The organism is Streptomyces sp. NPDC096105 (genome assembly GCF_044763335.1).
In the GTDB taxonomy this organism is placed as follows: Bacteria; Actinomycetota; Actinomycetes; order Streptomycetales; family Streptomycetaceae; genus Streptomyces.
The window spans coordinates 33,017-47,839 of the sequence record NZ_JBIWGC010000015.1 but is presented as its reverse complement, the minus strand read 5'-3'; the positions used below and the strand labels follow the sequence as shown (position 1 = coordinate 47,839).

General features: G+C 75.5%; 14 protein-coding genes and 1 pseudogene. 7 read left to right on the top strand and 8 right to left on the bottom strand.

Translation table 11 applies throughout. From position 1 onward, the window contains the following. Positions 1-15: 15 nt before the first annotated feature. From abc-f to ACIQ8B_RS22705, 6 genes are all read right to left on the bottom strand, one after another. On the bottom strand, positions 16-1,665 hold the full coding sequence (gene abc-f, locus ACIQ8B_RS22730; protein ID WP_403549110.1) for a ribosomal protection-like ABC-F family protein: 1,650 nt from the start codon (positions 1,663-1,665) through the stop codon (positions 16-18). 444 nt (positions 1,666-2,109) lie between these two features. Continuing rightward, entirely contained in the window at positions 2,110-3,627 is a 1,518-nt protein-coding gene (locus ACIQ8B_RS22725) for an FAD-dependent oxidoreductase (RefSeq protein WP_403549108.1), read from the bottom strand. Positions 3,628-3,672: 45 nt separating this feature from the next. Next, complete coding sequence (locus ACIQ8B_RS22720) at positions 3,673-4,587, bottom strand: diiron oxygenase (protein ID WP_290010506.1); 915 nt, start codon at positions 4,585-4,587, stop codon at positions 3,673-3,675. A 176-nt stretch (positions 4,588-4,763) separates the two neighbouring features. Next, entirely contained in the window at positions 4,764-6,332 is a 1,569-nt protein-coding gene (locus tag ACIQ8B_RS22715; protein WP_403549106.1) for a mucoidy inhibitor MuiA family protein, read from the bottom strand. Between the two features lie 7 nt (positions 6,333-6,339). Then, positions 6,340-8,445, bottom strand: coding sequence for a DUF4139 domain-containing protein (locus tag ACIQ8B_RS22710; RefSeq protein ID WP_403549104.1), 2,106 nt, complete (start codon positions 8,443-8,445; stop codon positions 6,340-6,342). Between the two features lie 63 nt (positions 8,446-8,508). Continuing rightward, on the bottom strand, positions 8,509-8,781 hold the full coding sequence (locus tag ACIQ8B_RS22705) for a hypothetical protein (protein WP_403549102.1): 273 nt from the start codon (positions 8,779-8,781) through the stop codon (positions 8,509-8,511). 1,031 nt (positions 8,782-9,812) lie between these two features. Here ACIQ8B_RS22705 and ACIQ8B_RS22700 point away from each other — a divergent pair. Continuing rightward, positions 9,813-10,163 (top strand): DUF1330 domain-containing protein, encoded by a 351-nt coding sequence (locus ACIQ8B_RS22700; protein ID WP_403549100.1) that lies wholly within the window; start codon positions 9,813-9,815, stop codon positions 10,161-10,163. Positions 10,164-10,300: 137 nt separating this feature from the next. Beyond that, positions 10,301-10,519 (top strand): hypothetical protein, encoded by a 219-nt coding sequence (locus tag ACIQ8B_RS22695; RefSeq protein WP_403549098.1) that lies wholly within the window; start codon positions 10,301-10,303, stop codon positions 10,517-10,519. Positions 10,520-10,552: 33 nt separating this feature from the next. On the opposite strand, the gene ACIQ8B_RS22690 is transcribed toward ACIQ8B_RS22695, so the two are convergent. Beyond that, positions 10,553-10,708, bottom strand: a complete 156-nt coding sequence (locus tag ACIQ8B_RS22690) for a hypothetical protein (RefSeq protein ID WP_403549096.1) — start codon at positions 10,706-10,708, stop codon at positions 10,553-10,555. A 194-nt stretch (positions 10,709-10,902) separates the two neighbouring features. Here ACIQ8B_RS22690 and ACIQ8B_RS22685 point away from each other — a divergent pair, with 194 nt between their 5' ends. Then, complete coding sequence (locus tag ACIQ8B_RS22685) at positions 10,903-11,232, top strand: transglycosylase family protein (RefSeq protein ID WP_403549237.1); 330 nt, start codon at positions 10,903-10,905, stop codon at positions 11,230-11,232. A 73-nt stretch (positions 11,233-11,305) separates the two neighbouring features. Here the strand turns inward: ACIQ8B_RS22685 and ACIQ8B_RS22680 are convergent, their stop codons facing one another. Next, positions 11,306-12,052, bottom strand: coding sequence for a DUF4328 domain-containing protein (locus tag ACIQ8B_RS22680; protein WP_403549094.1), 747 nt, complete (start codon positions 12,050-12,052; stop codon positions 11,306-11,308). Positions 12,053-12,272: 220 nt separating this feature from the next. Between ACIQ8B_RS22680 and ACIQ8B_RS22675 the strand changes: the two genes are divergently transcribed. From ACIQ8B_RS22675 to ACIQ8B_RS22660, 4 genes and pseudogenes are all read left to right on the top strand, one after another. Beyond that, on the top strand, positions 12,273-13,046 hold the full coding sequence (locus ACIQ8B_RS22675; protein WP_106410969.1) for an SDR family oxidoreductase: 774 nt from the start codon (positions 12,273-12,275) through the stop codon (positions 13,044-13,046). A gap of 38 nt (positions 13,047-13,084) precedes the next feature. After that, on the top strand, positions 13,085-13,432 hold the full coding sequence (locus tag ACIQ8B_RS22670; protein ID WP_403549092.1) for a nuclear transport factor 2 family protein: 348 nt from the start codon (positions 13,085-13,087) through the stop codon (positions 13,430-13,432). A gap of 75 nt (positions 13,433-13,507) precedes the next feature. Continuing rightward, a complete protein-coding gene (locus ACIQ8B_RS22665; RefSeq protein WP_403549090.1) occupies positions 13,508-14,344 on the top strand; it encodes a MerR family transcriptional regulator in 837 nt (278 codons plus the stop codon). Between the two features lie 73 nt (positions 14,345-14,417). After that, positions 14,418-14,816, top strand: a pseudogene (locus tag ACIQ8B_RS22660) (cytidine deaminase family protein); the annotation flags it as partial. Positions 14,817-14,823: the final 7 nt, after the last annotated feature.

Here is a 14,823-nt window from a genome sequence, read left to right as displayed (position 1 = left end):
CCCGCACGGGGACGGTCAGACCCGGCGGCCGTCGCGCAGCCGGAGCCGTTCGCCCGGGAAGCGCGCGCGGAAGCCGCGGTCGTGGGAGACGGCCACCACCGCGCCCGGATACGCGGCGAGCGCCGTCTCCAGGTCCTCGACGAGGTCGAGTGCCACGTGGTTGGTCGGCTCGTCGAGCACCAGCAGGTCCGCCGGCCGGGTCACCAGCCTCGCGATCTGCAACCGCCGTTGCTGCCCCGCCGACAGCACCGCGACCGGCACCGCCAGGTCCTCCTCGCGGAACAGGCCCAGCGACAGCAGCGTGTCGCGGTGTTCCTCGAGCGGCCCCGGCCGCCGCGCGGCGAAGGCGGCGAGCAGGGGGAGCCGCCCCGCGCGGACGGGCAGCTCCTGCGGCAGGTGACCGACGGCGGCTGGGCGGCGCACCGATCCCGTGTCCGGTTCCAGGTCGCCCGCCAGGACCCGCAGCAGGGTCGACTTGCCGGCCCCGTTCTCGCCGGTGACCAGCAGTCGCTGCCCGGGCTCCACGGTCAGCCTCCCGTCCAGCCGCAGCCGTTCACCGACGGTCACCCCCTCCAGCTCGGCGAGTGCGGGTGCGGCGGGAGGCCGATCGCCGTCGGCCGTCGCCGGGGCGGCGGTGAACCGCAGCGGCTCGGGCGGCGCGGGCACCGGCGCGCGGCGCAGCCGGGCGAGCCGTTCGCGCACGGCTCGCACCTGGCCGCCGAGTTTCGCCTCGTGCGAGCGGCGGTGCTTGCCGAAGCCCTGCCGCGGGTCGCCACCGGTGGTGGACAGCCGCCTGTCCGCCGCCTCCAGCAACTCCTCGGTGCGGGCGACCTCTTCGAGCCATTCCGTGTGGGCCTGCTCGGCGCGGCGCCGCGCGGCCGCCTTCGCCGCCCGGTATCCGTCCCAGCCGTCCCCGTACCGGTGGACCGAGCGGGTGTCCCGGTCGACCTCCAGGATCGTGGTGGCGATCCGTTCGATGAACGGGCGGTCGTGGGTGACGGCGACGACGGTGCCGCGGTGCGCGCGCAGCCGTTCCTCCAGCCAGTGCACCGCGGCCGCGTCGAGGTGGTTCGTCGGCTCGTCCAGCAGCAGCAGTTCGGGATCCGCGGCCAGGACGCAGGCGAGCGCCAGCCGGGACTGCTCGCCGCCGGAGAGCGAGCCGAGCAGCCGGTCACGGGTGACGCCGGTCAGCCCCAGCCCGTGCATCGCCGCGTCCACCCGCGCGTCGGCCCGGTAGCCGTCGCGCTGCTCGTACGCGGTCAACAGGTCGCCGTAGGCGGCGAGTCCGGCCTCGGACGCCTCGCCGAGGCGCTCCTCCGCCGCGCGCAGCCCGCGCTCGACGGCGCGCAGTGGTGCGAGCGCGTGGTCGACGGCGTCCTGCACGGTGCGGTCGGGTTCGAGCACCGGCGTCTGGGCGAGGTGCCCGGACCCGCCGGGGAAGACGACGGTGATCTCCCCGTCGTCCGGCGTCTCGGCCCCGGCGAGGAGCCGCAGCAGGGTGGACTTCCCGGCGCCGTTCTCCCCGATGACAGCCGCCCGCTCGCCGGGGCGGACGGTGAAGGAGACCTGGTCGAGGAGGGTGCGGGGGCCGTAGGACTTGGTGACGTCCTTGACGGACAGCTGCGCCGCGAGGGCGGGCGCAAGCGTGTGGGCGCGTTCGCGCATGAGACTTTCCCTGAGGTGAGAGAGGTGACGGCGGGCGATGACGGCGGCGTCGGCCGCGCCCGGACTCAGAGAAAGTGGTAGTGGCGCATGACCCCACCCTAGCAAGACGACCCGTCTCGTCTCAATCGTGGGTCCGGCCCCCGGCTGTCGCGGCCCCGCGTCGCCGGCGCGCCGCCGCCTTGGCGTTGCCGCCGTGCACGGCGAGGACCACGGCCTTCCGGAACGCCGTCCACCCGTCGTGCGTCGCCCGCCCGCCGGACGGTCCGCCGCAGCAGCGGGCACTCTCCCTTCTCCCTCGCCCCGTTCGGACGACGGATCCGGCTCCCGTGCCCCTCCCGGCGACGGCGACCTCGGTGACGCGCGCATCCCGCACGTCCACCGATCACCGGTACGGCGTCACACGCGCACCGCCCCGGAAACCCGGAGGCCGGGTCACCGCGCGCGTCAGCGCCCGCTGCGCCGTGCCAGTCGGCGGAACGCCCGTGCGCTGCCCGTCGGCGTGGGCAGCCTGCCCGCCACCGCGTCGGCGAGCAGGGAGCCCACCGTCTCGGTCGCGCAGACGCGGTTGGCGCCGATGCCGCCGGTGGCGCCTCGCTTGATCCAGCCGACGACGTAGGCGCCCGGTCGGCCGGTCACCCTGCCCCGGTCGTTCGGCACGGTGCCCGTGGACTCGTCGAACGGGAGGCCGGCGAGAGGCGCCCCGCGATGGCCGACCGCGCGGAGGACCAGGCCGGCCGGGATCTCCGTCTCACCCGTGGCGCCGGTGACCCGCACGGCGCGGACCGACTCCTCCCCGCACACCTCGACGGGCGCGGACAGGAAGCGGAACACGATGCGCCGGGGGCCGTCCGCCGCCGGCGGCAGGGACCAGTCGACGGCCTCCCGCCGTACGTCCTTCAGCACCGCGGCCTTGCCGTGCGGCGCCGCCGCGTCGATCGCCGCACCCACGGCGGGGTCGTGGTCGTCGACGAGCAGCTCGACGCCGGCCAGGTGCTTGAGGGCGCTCGACTCGGTGCGCGTGTAGGCCGCGTGCTCGGGGCCGCGGCGGCCCAGCACCACCACCTCGCGCACCTTGCTGCGCCGCAGCTCCCTCAGTGCGTGCGGGGCGATCGCGGTCCCTTCGAGCGTCGCCGGGCCGGACACCAGCAGGCGTGCGGCGTCCAGCGCGACATTGCCGTTGCCCACCACGACGACCCGTCCGGCCGACAGGCCGAAGGCGTCCGGGGCGACGTCGGGGTGCCCGTTGCACCAGGCGACGAACTCGGTGGCGGCGACACTGCCCGGCCGGTCCTCACCCGGGACGCCGAGCCGCCGGGACTCCGGCGCGCCGACGGCGTAGACCACCGCGTCGTGATGGGCGGCGAGTTCGTCCGCGGTGACACCGTCGCCCACCTCCAGGCCCAGGCACAGCCGCACCCGCGGGTGGGTGAGGAAGCGGGCGAAGCTCTCGCCGACCTTCTTGGTGGACGGGTGGTCGGGCGCGACCCCGTACCGCACCAGACCGCCGGCGACCGGCAGCCGGTCGATCAGCGTCACCTCGGCGGGGGTGTGCAGCAGCAGGTCCCGCGCCGCGTACATCCCGGCCGGACCGGTGCCCACGACCGCGACCCGCAGTGGCCCGAAGTCCGGTGGCAGCACCCGGTCGAACGACGGCGCGCCCCACGGGTGGAACACGGGCCCCCGGTCGGCCCGCTCCGGCCGGTGCTCCTCGGTCTCGAAGTAGGCCGCGTTGATGCGGGCGTACTCCCGCTGCGCCCCGGTCAGCCGGTCGACCGGGAAGACGGCGTCCACCGGGCAGGCGTCCGCGCAGGCGCCGCAGTCGATGCAGCTCTTCGGGTCGATGTGCAGCATCTCCGTGCTGCCGAAGGCGCGTTCCTCCGGCGTCGGGTGGATGCAGTTGACCGGGCAGACGGACACGCACGTGGCGTCGTTGCAGCAGGTCTGGGTGATCGCGAAGGCCATGGTCGTCCGCTCCGCTGAGGGCCCGGTGGGGCAGGCTGTACGTGGTCAGATGAGGTGGGCGCGCCGGTAGAAGAAGAGCGCGGGCCGGGTGAGCAGCCCGCACGAGGACAGGAACTCCATCAGGCCCGAACAGCTCGCCCGCACCATGGACTTGTGGTGCTCGTTGGCGCGGGCCTCGCGCAGCGCGCGCTTCCCGTCCAGGCCGGCGTTGGCGTACACCTCGGGGTTCACCATGCTGGTGACGATGACGTACGCGGCGATCGCGATCATCACCGCGTGGACGCGGCGGCGCACGCGCCCCGCACGGGCGAGGTGCTTGCGGGTCTCCTCGCGCGCGAACATCATGTGCCGCGACTCCTCGACGACATGGATGTTGTTGATGGTGCGGACGAAGGGGACGACCCGCTCGTCGCGCATCCAGTCGCGCTGCATGACGTCGAGGACCTCCTCGGCGACCAGGATCGCCGCGTAGGCGGCCTCGCCGAAGGCGGTGGTCTTGAACAGCCGGCCCAGCTCGACCGCGACCCGCTGCGGGCGGTAGGCCGGAGCCCCGAGCTTCTTCGCGCCGCGGGCGAACATGATCGAGTGCCGGCACTCGTCGGCTATCTCGGTGAGCGCCCACTGGAACGTGTCGTCCGTGGGGTCCTTGGAGTAGACGTCCCGCAGGATCATCTGCTGGAGGATCATCTCGAACCATATGCCGGTGCAGGCGACGGACGCCGCCTCCTGCCGCGTCAGCTCCTTGCGCTGGGCGTCGCTCATCTCGTCCCAGTACGCCGTGCCGTAGAGCGTGCTCCACTCCGGGCTGGCGCCGTGGAAGTCCTTGTCCAGCGGGGTGTCCCAGTCGACCTCGGTGAGCGGGTCGTAGGAGAGCCGCGCGGACGAGTCGAGCAGCCGGCGGGCCACGTCGTCGTCCGAGGGCTGGTCCGGGCGCTGTGCCCGGGAGGTGGTCAGGGCCATGCCGGGGCCTCCTCGAGTCGAGTCCGTACGCCATTACCGCGGGTAACCCACCCGCTTGCTGACGAACTGTATAGCAAGAGCTCCCGTCTTCCTAGACCTGTACGTGTCAAGCTCATGTGAAGGCCCGCACGGCGTGTACGCCGTGCGGGCCGGGGTGAGACGGAGCGAGCGTCCGGTCAGAGACCGGTGACCTTGCTGCTCGCCGAGACCTCGTAGACGAGGGTGAGCGTGCGGTGCCCGCCCGGAGGGAGCCGCACGTCCCAGCGGGCGATGCCGTCCGGGTCCACCGAGCCAGGAGCGGGCGAGCAGTCGTCGCGCCGGACACGCACCTCCACCGCCGAGACCTCGGAGACCGGGACGCGCTCCCGGACGACGACCACCCGCTCGTCCTGCTCGTCCGGCGCGGAGAACCGGGACAGACGCAGCCGCACGGTCCGGGTGAGCACGGTCCGCTGGGTGAGCCCCGCGGTGTCACGGGTCTCCTCCGTCTCGCGTACGACACGGTGGTCGTCCCGGCTGCCGAAGGCCAGCTCGACCGCGGCCCCCGGAGCGGTGAAGTCCAGCGTGCCGCGTCCGGCGAACCCGCTGCCGCGGATCAGGTCCACCGGCCCGGCCAGCAGCGCGTGCCCGGACCGGTTGTCGCACCGCACCACCTGCGTGACCAGCGGGGAGAGCTCCGGGGCGCAGGCGTACTCGCTGCGCGCGGCCGTGGTGAAGGACGACACCGGCACCCGGTGGGCGCGCCCGTCGGCCGGCACGGAGACCGGGCCGGGGGCGTGCAGGACGCGCACCTCGCCGCCGTCGTCCACGCCCGGCAGCCCGAGCACGGGGGCGGGGCCGAGGTCCGCGACGTCCTCCTCCCGCAGGTCCACGCGGACGGTGCGGCGCTCCTCGGGGGAGCGGTCCTGCAGCGTCAGCCGGTCCTCACCCAGCACCGGCGGCTCCGTGGCCGCCGAGGAGCGCGCCGTGGACAGGGTCAGCCGTACGCCGGACCAGTCCTCGCCGGTGCGCTGCCAGACCATCGCCTCCGTCTCCAGGGTGAGCGTCTCCCCGTCCAGCGTGGCCCGGTAGGCAGGCCGCCACAGCGCGCACGGGGTGAGATGGCCCAGCCGCAGCTCCGCCGGTCCCGCGCCGGACGCCTCCACGGTCAGCTCGACGTGCCCGGCCAGTCCGGCGGGCTCCGTCTCGGCCTCGACGAGAGCCTGTTCGGCCTCGCGCAGGTCGTCGGAGAGGGCCGACAGCCGCGCCTCCGCCGCGCGCAGCCGCTCGGCCTGCTGCTCGCGCTCCTCGTCCACCCGGTCCAGCTCGCGGGCCCAGCGGTCCCGTTCGGCCTCGCCGAACCCGGCGCCCTCGCCGATCTCCCGCAGCAGATCGGCGGCGAGCCGGCCGAGCGCGTCCCCGCGCGCCTTCAGCCGGTCCCGCCGCTGCTCCAGCACCAGCCGCTCCTCCTTCAGCGAGGCCACGCGGCGGCGCAGCGGCGAGTCGTCGTCGGAGGGCTCCGGCCCGCGCGGCGTCCACGCGCGCACGATCCGCACGTCCAGCACGGTCGCCGGGAAACCGGCGGTCAGCTCGGCGTGCAGGGTCCGGTCGACGGCCAGGGCGCTCACCGGTCCCAGCGTCAACCGCTGCGTGCCGGTACGCAGTTCGAGCGCCGCGGTGCGTTCGACGTGCGCGCGGTCCTCGGTGCAGGTGACGGCGGTGACGGGGAGGGGGGTCAGGGCGATCGGCTCCGATGACGTGGTCATCTCTGTGTCAGCTCCTGCGGTTGCCGCCGGTCAGGGCCTTGCCGGCCGGGATCCTGATCTCGTAGCCGCCGTCGAGGGCGGTGGTGCCGCCGGCCGGCAGGTCGACCCGCCAGATCCGGGTGCCCGGGGCGTGCCGCTCCCGGTCCGCGGTGTCCTCGGGCGCGGTCCAGCCGGCCCGTTCCTCGATCCGCACGTCCGCCTCGGAGGTGACCGGCACGCGTTCGCGCACCTCCACGCGGACCGGCGCCGGGAGCCGGTTGGCCAGCTCCACGTGGACGCGGTGGTCGAGCACGGTGACGTTGCTGCGCAGGCCCGCGGTCGACTCGGTGAGGTGCGTCCGCCGGGTCACGCCGATGGCCTCCGCCGGACCCAGCCCCAGCCGGCGCGCACCGCCCGGAGCGAGGGTGGGCAGCGCGGCGGTCAGCTGGTACTCCCCGTCGACGCTCACCTCGACCGGGCCGGCCAGCAGCGCCTGGTCCGTGGCGTTGGACAGCACCAGCGTCGCGTACACGGTCTGCTCCACCGCCGGCACGCAGACGTACTCGGTGCGCAGGCCCACCGGGATCTCGCCGACGGTGACGGTGTGCCAGGCGCCGTCCGAGGGGATGTCGGCGGGCGCCGCGGCGTCGTAACGGTGGTCGAAGGAGCCCGCCGACTCGCGGGGCCGCACGGCGTGCCCGGGCAGCGGCAGCGCGGCCGGCCTCTCGGCGCGCCGCCGGTACTCGGCGGTCACCAGGTCGGGGCCCGAGCCGGGGAAGAGCCGGCCCCGGCGGTCCCACGGCTCGTCCGGGCCGCTCAACACCAGTGCCGCGTAGTCGAGTTCGGCGTCGTCCGGCCGGGGCGGCCCCGGTACGGGCGCGGGCGCGAAGAGGGCCCCACCCGCGGCCTCCGGCGTGGCCGCACGAGCCTCTCCGCCCGCGCGGGGCGCGGCGGCCGCGCGGGCGCCGGAACCGGTGCGCGCCCGGGGCCGCGGCCGGTCCGGGACGGGCGCGGAACCCGGCGCGGCCGGGCCGCCGAAGCCCTGGGGTGCCGCGCCGTACGCGGCGCCGGGGCCGGGCAGGGCGGAGGGCGCCGGCGGAGGCGGGGGAGGAGGCGGAGCACCGTAGGCGGCCCCGACGCAGGTGTCCTCGACGGCACCGCCCGCGCCGATCCGGCCCGCCGCCGCCCCGCCGGACACATCCGGTTCCGGCCGGGGACCCGCCGCGTCGTACCCGGCGAACAGGTCGGTCAGCCCCGCCGGGGGCTCCCGCCACCCGGACGGAGCGGGCGCGGGCTGGCTGCGGCCGATGCGCACCGACCGCAGCCGCGGCAGACCGGTACGGCGGCGCAGGTCGGCGGTGGCGAAGGCGATCCGCACGCCCGTCCAGTCCTCGCCGGACCGCTGGGCGACCGAGGCACGCAGCACCAGCCGTCCGCCGTCCTCGCCCTGACGGCGGATCAGGCGGTACGTCGGCACCCATACGGCGCCGGGCACCCCGTACTCGATCTCGACCTCGGCCTGCGCCTCACCCGCGCCCCGCAGGGTCAGCACCGCCGTGTACGAAGTGGCCACCCCGGACGCCGGCGCGTCGGTGCTCGCGCGCTCGACCCGGTCGTGAGCGAGCTCCAACTCGTGCTCGACGCGGCGGAGTTCGTCCTCCAGCTCGCGGAGCCGGCCGTGCAGGGCCGTCAGGCGCTCGTCGACGAAGTCGGCCAGCTCCAGCCAGGCGTCCACCGGGGTGCGGCGGTGCGGGTCGTCCCGCTTGCGGCCGGGCGGCACCGGACGCAGCCCGCCGACCTCCTCGATCCTCGTCAGCTGCCGGTCGCGCCGGGTCCGCGCGACGTCGTACGCCTCGCGCAGCCGGTCCACCTCACGCCGTGCCTCGTCCTCCGCGTCCGCGTCCACGGGCTCGGCGTCGATCTCCGCCCGCGCCTCGGTGACGCGCGCACCCGGCGCACCGAGGACGCGGGCGCGCAGCGAGTGGGGGTCGAGCGAGCGCGGCAGTCCCGTCACCCGTACCTGTCCGCCCGCCGGGACCGTGCCCCGGGCGACGCGGCGGCACAGCGCGCCCTGCGCGTACACCGTCACCGCTTCGAGTGCCGACTCCCACCTCGGTGCCGTCCCAGCCGTCATGAGCTCCCCCGCGCAGCCGTGTTCGTACCGGGGGCAGCCTACGCGCTGACGGCCCGGTCCGTATCACCAGACGAGGCACCAGTACGTGCCGTGGCGACCGATCCCGATCCGGCTCTCGTGCGGCACCAGAGCGGGGTCGGGCCGGCCCACGGCCGCCATGGCGCAGACGGGGTCCCCGACCGTGCCCGCGGCGGCCATGCGCCGGGCGGCGTCGGTCGCGGCGGGGGAGGTGTGCCAGGTGGTCGTCGCGGTGGCGGGGGCGCCGGTCGGCTTCGGGGCGGCCGAGGGGCCCCGCTCGGTGGCGGGGGCGGGCTTGGCGGTCGGCTTCGCGGTCACCCCCGTCGACGTGGGTTCGGGTGCGGCCTTCCCGGTCGGCCGCTCCGGCGCGGAGGGGGCCGACGGGTGAGCCGTGCCGGAGGGCCGGGGGGCACGCGTCTCAGTCCCTGACGGCGCAGGAGGAACACGCGTCCCGGAACCCGGCGGCGGAGGGATACGCGGTCCGGACGGCGTCGTCGTGGTCCGGGGGGCGGCTCCCGGGGGCGTGGAGGGCGCGGCCGGTTCGGGAGCCGCCGACCGGCGCGGGGCCTCGGGTGCCGCGGACCGTGCCGGGGCCTGGGGCGCGTCCGGCGTGCCGGTGCCCGTCCCCGCCCCGCCCGTGGAGGCGGGCGGCGGAGGCACGAGCCCCGGCCCTCGGCTGGACGGCGCGGCCTCGGAGGTGTCCTGCCCCGGCGGAGGTTCCGGCCGGGTGCTCGCACCGCCGTCCGGCACGGCCGGTCCGGTCCCGGCCCCCTGGTCCGGCACACCCGGCGGCTGCGTCCGCCCCTGCCCCGGCGACGGCCGCGTCGCCGGTCCTCCGCTCGGCTCGGCCGCCCCGCCGGGACGGGACGCCGTCGGAACGGGCGCCCCCGTGCCCGTCGGAGTCGCCTCCGCCGTGGACGGCGGGGAGGTCTCGGAGGTCGGCGTCGGCAGCGGGCCCAGCGTCGGGAGGGTCAGATCGGTCGAGGCGGACGGCCGCGGGCTCGGAGTGCCGTCGTCCTGCGCCACCCACACCCACACGCCGACGCCGCCCAGGACCAGAGCGGCGGCGCCGCCGGCGATCCACGGGGCGCGCCGGGGCGGGCGACGGTGACGGTTCATGGTCCCCACTGTCCTATGCACCCCGACGCGCCGCCTGTCGCACGGCCCCGCTGTCGCCCCACCCGTCCGCCCGGTGCGCTCGTACGGGTGACGGACACCGCCGACCGGCCGTCCCCGCACGGTCGGCACGCGTACCCCGCTCCCTTACCTCCGAGGTCATCGACCCCGCCCCCGGTCCGGTGCCACGATCACCGCGTACCACGACCGACCGACGCACCGTGGAGGACACCATGACCGCCTACGCCATCGCCCACCTGCGGCCGGCCGCACCGCACCCCGACATCGCGGAGTACATGGAGCGCCTCCCCGCCACGCTGGAGCCGTACGGAGGCCGCTTCCTGGTGCACGCCACCGGGCACGAGGTGAAGGAGGGCGCCTGGCCCGGACACGTGGTGATGATCGCCTTCCCCGGGCTCACCGAGGCGCGGGACTGGTGGGACTCGCCCGCCTACCGGGAGATCGCACCGCTGCGCTCCCGGCACATCGAGGGCGACATCATTCTGATCGACGGCGTCCCGGACGGTTACGACCCCGCGTCCACGGCGGCCGCGATACGGAAGGAACACGCCGCCACCGGCTGACCCCGGCGCACCTGCGCATCCACGACGACGACCGCACGCCTGCCGCATCCGGGCACGGTGTTCCACAGCACGGTGAAGGACGCCGGGACGCGCTCCCGGCACGACTTCCGGATCAGTGAGCCGACCGCACCACGCGCGTGCGCCGGCACGAGGTGTCGCACCACTCCGTCACCGCGCAGGGAGGCGGGTACGGCCTCGGACCCACGCCGGAGGGCGGCACCAGGGTGCGCCTGTCCGACGTGCTCGAAGGGCACGGCGTCGGCAAGACGCTGCTCCCGCCGGCGACGGGAGCAGCGCGCCGGGGCGTCCCCGCGTTCGGCCGCCGTGTCGAGGAAGCCGCCGAGGCCGCGGCCTGACCGGGCAGCCGGACCGCCGCATCCTGCCGGGGGTCAGGAGACCAGCACCCGGACCGCCCTCATCAGCAGGAGGACGCCCAGGGCCGGCGCCGGAAGTCCCAGGACCGCCGTCACCACGCCCCAGCGCGTCCGTCCGCGCGGCGCCTGTGCGCCGCCGGCCCCTGCCATGCCGCCTTGTGCCGCGTCCACGAACTCACCTTCCGGTCAAGGGAATGACAGGCAGGCTGGTCCCTTCCGCGCTCACCCGGACGCGGACACCGCGTCCCCCGGCCGGCGTAGCGAGCCGGCGGCCGGCATGCCGTCACGGCCCCGGGTGACATAACAGTGGGCCTATGACATCGAGACGAACCGTCCCTCAGGTCACCGAGCGCCGTGCGTCCGGGATGCGTGTCCGGGCCGCTCTGATGGTCCTGGCCGCCGCGACCGCCCTCGGCACGACCACGACCGAGGCCGCCGCCTCCCCCTCCGCCCGCCCCGGAACCGACTGGGACGCCATCGCCCAGTGCGAGTCGGGCGGCGACTGGAAGGCCAACACGGGCAACGGCCACTACGGCGGACTGCAGTTCTCGCAGTCGAGCTGGGTCGCGGCCGGCGGACTCACGTACGCCCCGCGCGCCGACCTCGCCACGCGCAAGGAGCAGATCGCGGTGGCCGAACGCCTCGCGCGGATCCAGGGCATGTCCGCGTGGGCGTGCGCACACGCGGGGCGTTAGACGCGCGGCGCGCGTCGGACACCCGCGGCGCGCGTCGGACGTACGCGGCGCGCCATGAGCCCGACGCCGGCCCTCACGCGCCCGGGACCGGGCCCCCGGCGGCGGGGACCGGGCCCCCGGCGGCCGGGTGCTGCGGCGCGGGCGGGAACGCGGGCCCCGCCATCGCCTTGGCGTTCTGAGCCGCCGTCAGCCTGCGGACGAACAGCAGGGCCAGCACCGCGGAGACGAGGTCGAGGACCGACCCGGCCATCAGCCACCCCGCGGCGTCGTGGACCGCCTGCGGGTCCTCGGCCGCGTCGTACTTCTCCGAGGCGAGCCGGTCGAAGAGGTTCGACGCGATCCACATGCCCCACCAGGCGTTGAGCAGGCGGTGGTGCCGCAGCTCGGACGCGTAGGGGTCGGGCTGGCTGGCCCGCAGGACGTCCTGGGCGATGCCGCGCGGGATCCACAGGTTGGCCAACGGGATGAACCAGCCGCCGATCGCCCAGCCCGGCGTGCGGCGCTGCGTGTCCGGCGCGAACACCTCCGCGTTGTGACGCACCCGGTGGAACCAGATGATGAACAGCGTCGCCGTCCCGACCACGCCGATCAGGTACAGCAGGCTGGACGAGGCGACCGCCGTGTCCGCCCGGTCGACCGCGCCCATGTCGACGTCGCCCGCGCCGCCGGAGGCCACGTCACCCATGACCGACCGCATGTACGCCGCCGCCCCGAAGTGCGTCACGTCGGCGACGATCACGACGGCCAGCAGCGCGGTCACGGCGTGCGCGAGACCCAGCGGTGAGCGCAGCACCGGTCCGGGCCCGGGCATCGGTTTCATGGGCACGGGTGAAAAAGCCATGAAGGCCCCCTGGGAATGCGGTGGAGTTGCGGCGCTCCCTCCCCGGGAACGCCGCGAGATGATCACAAACGAGTGATCGGCTTCCGGACCCTACCCCATCGCCGGTGCAGCGTGTCCATGACTATTGCGCGCGACGGCACGAGGCCGCCGTCGAAGCGCGCTTGAGTCTCCCCCCGGGGGAGGCCCCACGGTGGCGGACATGAACGACACCGAACTCGAAGGACGCGTCGCCGTGGTCGCCGGCGGCAGCAAGGGCGCCGGACTGGCGACGGCACAACGGCTCCGGCAGGCGGGAGCCCAGGTCGTCACCATCGCCCGTACGAAGCCGGAGGCGGGCGACGCCCTCTTCGTCCAGGGCGACCTGGGCACCGCCGAGGGTGTGGCCGCGTCCGCCGCGGCCGTCGCCGGACATGTCGGCGTCCCCGACGTCCTCGTGCACATCGTGGGCGGCTCCGACTCCCCGGCCGGGGGCTTCGCGGCTCTCGACGACACGCTGTGGGAGCGCGAACTGGAACTCAACCTCCTGTCCGCCGTCCGCCTCGACCGGGCCCTGCTCCCCGGCATGGTGGCCCGCGGCTCGGGCGCCGTCGTCCACGTCACCTCCATCCAGCGCCGGATGCCGCTGCACGACTCGACCCTGGCCTACGCCGCCGCCAAGGGCGCCCTGACCACCTACAGCAAGGGGCTCGCCAACGAGGTGGCCCCGGCGGGCGTACGGGTCAACTCTGTCGCACCCGGCTTCATCCGCACCGACGGCGCCGAGCAGCTGCTCGCCCGCCGGATGAGGGAGGGCGGCATCACCCGCGAGGCCGCCCTCGACGACCTGATGAGCGTTCTCGGCGGCATCCCCCTCGGCCGGCCCGCCGAGCCGGAGGAGGTGGCCGAGGTGATCGCCTTCCTCGCCTCACCCCGCGCCGCCGCGGTCGCCGGTGCCGAGTACACCGTCGACGGCGGCACCGTCCGCACCGTATGAGCCGGACGCGAACGGCCGCCGGCACGGAGGAGGGAACCATGCGCAGCACCCCGCGGACCGGGACCACCGGCGAGGCCCGGTCCTTCGTCGAGGAGTACGTCGCCGCGGCCACGGCCGCCGGCCACGCGCGGTACCTCGCGCTCTTCGACGACAATGCCGTCGTACGCGACGAAGGCCGCACCCACCGGGGACTCACGGAGGTGCGCCGCTGGCGGGACCAGGTCCCGCCCGTGGAGTACGACGTACGGGAGGTCACCGGCACGGCGGCCGCCTGCCGTGTTGTCGCCGAGGTGTCGGGGGACTTCCCCGGCAGCCCGGTGACGCTCCGCTTCGCGTTCGAACGTGACGCGCGGGGAAGGATCACCCGGCTGGAGATCACCCCCTGACCACGCACCGCCACCCCGGGACCGGACCCGTACCGGCCGGTCCCGGGACCGGACCCGGCCGCCAGGAGCATCACCATGACGGAGCGACTCACCATCGGGGAGTTCTCCCGCATCACCCACCTCAGCATCCGCACGCTCCGCCGCTACCACGAGCAGGGCCTGCTGGTCCCCGCCGAGGTCGACCCGGTGACGGGCTACCGCTACTACTCGCCCGAGCAGGTCCGCCCGGCCCAGACCGTCCGGCGGTTCCGCGACCTCGACCTGCCCCTGGCGGACCTCCGGCGCTTCCTCGAGGCGGAGGCCGGCGCCCGCGGCGGGGCGGCGGACCGGGAGACGGCCCGGCAGGTCGTGACCGCCCACCTGCGCCGGCTCGAGGACCGGCTCGGCCGCACCCAGCGCGCCGTCGAAGCGCTCCGCGAACTCCTCGACCCCGGCGCGGAACGGACGGTGATCCTGGAAGTCCTCCCGCCCCAGCGGGTCCACGCCGTGTCCCTCGACGTCCCCGAGGGAGCCGGCCTGGACTGGTACGACACGGCGATGCGTGACCTCGACGCCGCCGTCGGACACCGCCCGGTGCTCCCGCCGGGCGGCCGCTACGCGCACGAGCTGTTCACCGAGGGGCACGGCCACGCCACCGTCTACCTCCCCGCCGAGACACCCCTGCCCCCGGGAGCCCCGGCCACCGTGCGCGAGCTGGACCTGCCGAGCAGGACGGCCGTCGTCGCCACCCACTGCGGCCCGCACGACGACCTCGACCTCACCTACGGCGCCGTGGGCTCCTTCGCCGCGCGCCACGGCCTGCGCGCGCAGAACCTCGTCGAAGAGGTGTACCTGGTGGGGCCGCGCGACACGGACCAGCCGGAGCGCTGGCGCACCCTCGTGGCCTGGCTGACCGACCCCGGCCACACCTGACACCGACACCGGCTTGCGGTCCCCGGTTCAAGGGCCCCGTACCCCACAGGAACGACGGAAGGCACGCCGGGCCATGCACACCCACGACGTCGGCCAGGAACTCGTGGCGGCCGCGACGCACGTCGCCCGCACCCGCTGCCGGGGCGACAACCACACCATGGCCGCGGCGGCCCGCGCCACGGACGGCCGGACCGTCACCGCCGTGAACGCCTGTCACTTCACCGGCGGTCCCTGCGCCGAACCGGTCGTCGTCGGAACGGCCGCCGCACAGGACGCCTACGACCTGGAGACGATCGCCGCCGTCGGCGACCGCGACCGGGGAGTCGTCCCGCCGTGCGGCCGCTGCCGCCAGGTCCTCCTCGACTACTTCCCGGCCCTGAAGGTCGTCGTGGGCACGGCCGACGGCCTCCTCGCCGTCCCGGTCGCCGACCTCCTCCCGCACACCTGCGTCTGGGCCGACCACCAGCTCGACCCCGCGT

Coding starts and splice junctions, on each gene's coding strand:
- ACIQ8B_RS22720 (WP_290010506.1), bottom strand. CDS start 4,587: ATGGCCCTGACCACCTCCCGGGCACAGCGCCCGGACCAGCCCTCGGAC.
- ACIQ8B_RS22715 (WP_403549106.1), bottom strand. CDS start 6,332: ATGACCACGTCATCGGAGCCGATCGCCCTGACCCCCCTCCCCGTCACC.
- ACIQ8B_RS22685 (WP_403549237.1), top strand. CDS start 10,903: ATGCGTGTCCGGGCCGCTCTGATGGTCCTGGCCGCCGCGACCGCCCTC.
- ACIQ8B_RS22675 (WP_106410969.1), top strand. CDS start 12,273: ATGAACGACACCGAACTCGAAGGACGCGTCGCCGTGGTCGCCGGCGGC.
- ACIQ8B_RS22710 (WP_403549104.1), bottom strand. CDS start 8,445: ATGACGGCTGGGACGGCACCGAGGTGGGAGTCGGCACTCGAAGCGGTG.
- ACIQ8B_RS22700 (WP_403549100.1), top strand. CDS start 9,813: ATGACCGCCTACGCCATCGCCCACCTGCGGCCGGCCGCACCGCACCCC.
- ACIQ8B_RS22670 (WP_403549092.1), top strand. CDS start 13,085: ATGCGCAGCACCCCGCGGACCGGGACCACCGGCGAGGCCCGGTCCTTC.
- abc-f (WP_403549110.1), bottom strand. CDS start 1,665: ATGCGCGAACGCGCCCACACGCTTGCGCCCGCCCTCGCGGCGCAGCTG.
- ACIQ8B_RS22680 (WP_403549094.1), bottom strand. CDS start 12,052: ATGAAACCGATGCCCGGGCCCGGACCGGTGCTGCGCTCACCGCTGGGT.
- ACIQ8B_RS22665 (WP_403549090.1), top strand. CDS start 13,508: ATGACGGAGCGACTCACCATCGGGGAGTTCTCCCGCATCACCCACCTC.
- ACIQ8B_RS22725 (WP_403549108.1), bottom strand. CDS start 3,627: ATGGCCTTCGCGATCACCCAGACCTGCTGCAACGACGCCACGTGCGTG.